At 50.3% G+C, this 4621-nt stretch carries 4 protein-coding genes; 3 read left to right on the top strand and 1 reads right to left on the bottom strand.

Annotation, left to right across the window (positions count from 1 at the left end; all coding sequences use genetic code 11):
* The 3 genes from rodA to ACTHUT_RS14300 form a co-directional block, all read left to right on the top strand.
* The coding region (gene rodA, locus ACTHUT_RS14310; RefSeq protein ID WP_440418937.1) for a rod shape-determining protein RodA at positions 1-847 on the top strand (847 nt) is incomplete at its 5' end.
* Between the two features lies 1 nt (position 848).
* Positions 849-1508, top strand: a complete 660-nt coding sequence (locus ACTHUT_RS14305) for a MarC family protein (RefSeq protein WP_049328611.1) — start codon at positions 849-851, stop codon at positions 1506-1508.
* Between the two features lie 79 nt (positions 1509-1587).
* The gene (locus tag ACTHUT_RS14300; RefSeq protein WP_250600945.1) at positions 1588-2931 is read left to right on the top strand and encodes an aldehyde dehydrogenase family protein; all 1344 of its coding nucleotides are present in this window, start codon (positions 1588-1590) and stop codon (positions 2929-2931) included.
* A gap of 300 nt (positions 2932-3231) precedes the next feature.
* Here the strand turns inward: ACTHUT_RS14300 and ACTHUT_RS14295 are convergent, their stop codons facing one another.
* Positions 3232-4512: a malic enzyme-like NAD(P)-binding protein gene (locus ACTHUT_RS14295; protein WP_083323859.1), complete on the bottom strand. Its 1281-nt coding sequence runs from the start codon at positions 4510-4512 to the stop codon at positions 3232-3234.
* Positions 4513-4621 lie beyond the last annotated feature (109 nt).

The following is a 4621-nucleotide window of genomic DNA, read 5'->3' as shown; positions in this document are numbered from 1 at the left end:
GACCCGTTGGCTGAGCCTCGGCTTTACCCGTATCCAACCTTCCGAAATCATGAAAATCGGTATTCCCATGACTGTCGCGTGGTATTTCCAACGCTATGAAGGCCGTCTGAAATGGATACATTATATTGTCGCCCTCGTGCTGATTCTTGTTCCTGTCGCCCTGATTTTGAAGCAGCCCGACCTCGGTACGGCAGCATTGATTATGGCTTCGGGTATTTTTGTCATCTTCTTTGCCGGATTGCCTTGGAAGGCTATTTTTGCCGCTATTATTGCCTTTGTAGCCGCACTGCCACTTTTGTGGAATTACGGCATGCACGACTATCAAAAAACCCGCGTCCTCACCCTGCTCGATCCAACCAAAGATCCGTTAGGTGCAGGCTACCACATCATCCAATCCATGATTGCTATCGGCTCGGGCGGCGTATGGGGTAAAGGCTGGCTAAACGGTACGCAAACCCATTTGGACTATATTCCCGAATCAACGACTGACTTTATTTTCGCGGTATTCGGCGAAGAGTTCGGCCTGATTGGCAATATCCTGTTGCTGCTGGTTTACCTTATCATTCTGGCACGCGGATTGTGGATTGCCGCGCAAGCGCAATCCCTTTACAGCCGTACTCTGGCAGGCGCCTTGACCATGACTTTTTTCTGCTACGCCTTTGTAAACATGGGCATGGTCAGCGGCATTTTACCCGTCGTCGGTGTTCCCCTCCCCTTGGTCAGCTACGGCGGCACGGCTACGCTTTCCATCATGGTGATGCTCGCCCTGCTGATGGGTATTGCCAACGAACACAAAAACCGCCGCCGTAATGCGGATAACGATGACCTAACTGAAAGCGAGGAATAATATGGAACTGGGTGTAGAAATCGGCAAGCTGCTTGTGGCATTTCTCGTGCTGATTAATCCTTTCAGCGCGCTCTCGATTTATCTTGATCTGACACAAAACCACAGCACCAAAGAAAAGCGCAGAATCGCGCGTACTGCCGCATTGGCCGTTTTCATCGTAATCATCGTCTTTGCACTGAGCGGCGGTATCTTATTGAAAGTACTCGGTATCAGCGTCGGTTCTTTCCAAGTCGGCGGCGGGATTCTGGTTTTGCTGATTGCCATCTCCTTAATGAACGGCAACGACAACCCGGCCAAACCCAAAATTGATCCCCATTCAGAAGAACATCAAAGTGCGCAACAAGTCCGCCGCAATGAAAAAGCCATTGCCGTCGTACCCATTGCCATTCCGATTACCATCGGCCCCGGTGGTATCTCCACTGTCATCATTTATTCCTCTGCCGCCAAAAATTACAGCGATATTGCCCTGATCATCATCTCCGGCTTTTTGGTCAGCCTGATTTGCTATTTCATTCTGGTCGTGGCCGGACGCATCAGCAAACGCTTGGGCACTACCGGCCTGACCATCCTCAACCGCATCATGGGCATGATGCTGGCCGCCATTTCCGTAGAGATTATTGTTGCCGGCTTAAAATCCATTTTCCCCCAACTGGTCGCTTGAAGTACAATCATCACAATAAAAGGCCGTCTGAAACATTTTCAGACGGCCTCATAAAAACATAAAAACAAAGGAGCCAACCATGTTTCACAGCACCCACGTTTTCACCGGAGAAACCATTTACCGCCGACCGGCGCAAAGCTATGCCGAGTTTACCGACGAATTAAACCGCCTCCAAATCCTTCAGCAAACCTTTGCCCAATCAAGCATTACCGAGCGCACCGCCCTCTTACAGCAATTTGCCGACAGTCTTACCCAAAACCAAGAACACCTTGCCGAAATGGTTTGCGAAGAAGTCGGACGCTGCCTGCACGAATGCCGTGCCGAAATCAGCAAATCCATCGAGCTTATCCGCTACTACGTCCGCCTTGCCCCCGAACTACTTGCCCATAAAACCATCGCCACCCAAGCCAGCCTCAGCCAGGTCCGCTTCGAGCCTTTGGGCGTTGTTTTGGCGGTCATGCCGTGGAACTATCCTGTTTGGCAGATTTTACGATTTGCCATCCCTGCCCTCTGTGCCGGCAATGCCTGCGCGGTCAAACCTGCGCCAAGTGTCGCCCGCGTCAGCGAAACCCTCTTCGGCCTTATCCCTAAAGGTTTGCCGCTTATCGGCGCATGGTTGAGCCATGAAGACACGCTTCAAGCCATTGAAGATACCGATGCCATGGCATTTACCGGTTCGACCCATACCGGCCGCCTGCTGGCTGCCCATGCAGGCAAAAATCTAAAAAAAACCGTCCTTGAACTGGGCGGCAGCAATCCGTTTATCATCCTGCCCGATGCCGATCTGCAACGCGCAGCCATCGATGCCTGCTATTCGCGCTTTCGCGATGCCGGACAATCCTGTAATGCCGCCAAACGCATCATTGTTACCCAAGATATTGCCGAACAGTTTATCCCGCTCTTCCTTGCCGAGTGCGCCAAACTGCAAACCGGCAATCCCAAAGACCCGAACACCACCCTTGCCCCGCTTCACCGCCAAGATTTACGTCAAACCGTACATGAACAGGTTCAAGATGCGGTTGCACATGGCGCGCAATGTTTGAGTGGCGGCTATATCCCTGAGGGAGAAAGCTGGTTTTACCCTGCCACGGTATTGGATCAAGTCAACCCAAACTGCTGCGTTTGGCACGAAGAAGTCTTCGGCCCGGTTGCCATGATTTTACGTGCCGACAATCCGGATCATGCCGTCGCACTTGCCAATGACACACCTTTCGGCCTCGGCGCCTGCATCTATACAGCCGACACGGCAAACGCATGGCAATACGCCGAAAGAATCCAAGCAGGCTCTGTCTTTATCAACCGCCACACCAGCAGCGACCTGCGCCTCCCCTTTGGCGGCGTCAAAGCTTCCGGCTATGGCCGCGAGCTATCAGAATTCGGGTTGTATGAGTTCGTCAACGTCAAAACCTATTGGCAAAAATAAACCGTTTTATTAACTCAGGCCGTCTGAAAACTCGATTTCAGACGGCCTGACGTTGTTTAAAAAAGCTGAAAAAATATTGTATTCAATCCCGTACAAACCCTTCAAAGTCAAAGCCGCTCAAAAATAAGAAATCTATCTTAGAAAACAATCCATATTCCCACGTCGATTTTGAATCAGCAGATTATCGTATTCTTCATTCCGATTACTGCATTAAGCCGTTTCTAAAATACCCAATAAACAAAAAGGCCGTCTGAAATACAACTTTCAGACGGCCTTTTCAATCAAGCACTACTTACTGAATTACAGTTTCCATTCAGCCAATTTAGCAGCGTACGCATCCAAGTCGGCGATTGGACGGGTAGCCACGCCGCTTTCCATAGCTGCTTTAGCAGTCGCAGAAGCAACGCGAGGCAACAGGCGGGAGTCGAATGGGGTAGGAATCAGGTATTCCGCGCCGAATTCAAATTTCTTACCGTAAGCGGCAACCACTTCTTCAGTTACCTCTTCCATTGCCAAGTCAGCCAAAGCGTATACGCAAGCGCGTTTCATTTCTTCGTTAATGGTGGTCGCGCCGACATCCAATGCGCCACGGAAGATGAATGGGAAGCACAATACGTTGTTTACTTGGTTCGGGAAGTCTGAGCGGCCGGTACCGATTACCACATCCGGACGGGTTTCTTTTGCCAACGGAGGCAGAATTTCCGGATTTGGGTTTGCCATAGCGAACACGATTGGTTTCTCGTTCATGGTGTTCAGCATTTCAGGAGTCAGCAGGTTTGCACCGGACAGACCCAAGAAAATGTCTTTACCTTTAACGGCATCAGCCAATACGCGTTGGCCGTTGTCTTCGATGGCGTAGAATTGTTTGGATTCATCCATCGCGTCTTTGTCTTCGCGGGTTTTGTAAATCACGCCTTTGGAGTCGCAGACGGTCACGTTTTCACGTTTCAGACCCAAATCCAGCAATTGGTTCAAGCAAGCAATCGCTGCGGCACCTGCGCCGGAGCACACCAACGTCGCTTCTTCAATTTTGCGGCCGGTATAACGCAAAGCGTTCAATACAGCGGCAGCGGTAATGATGGCAGTACCGTGTTGGTCGTCGTGGAATACAGGGATTTTGCAACGTTTGCGCAATTCGCGTTCGATGTAGAAGCACTCAGGCGCTTTGATATCTTCGAGGTTGATACCGCCGAAAGTCGGTTCCAAAGAAGCGATGATGTCTACCAATTTTTGCGGGTCTTTTTCATCGATTTCGATATCGAATACATCAACGCCGGCGAATTTTTTGAACAATACGCCTTTGCCTTCCATTACAGGTTTACCGGCCAATGCGCCGATGTTGCCTAAACCCAACACTGCGGTACCGTTGGAAATCACGGCAACCAAGTTGCCTTTGGCAGTGTATTTGTAGGCAGTTTGAGGATCGGCATGGATTTCCATACAAGGAGCGGCTACGCCCGGAGAGTACGCCAACGCCAAGTCTTTAGAAGTGGCCAGAGATTTGGTTGGAGTAACGGAGATTTTGCCCGGCACGGGGAATTCGTGGAACTGCAGGGCGGCTTCTTTTAATGAATTTTCCATTTATCGATCCTGTTTGCGAGAGAGATTTTACAGCGAACAAGTCTGAAACAGGCTGTTTCAGACGTTTAAAATTTCTAAAGTCGGGTTGTTAACAGACCGGCTTTGTAAG

This window comes from Neisseria sp. P0022.S010, from assembly GCF_051956635.1.
This window is presented reverse-complemented; position numbering and strand designations above follow the sequence as displayed.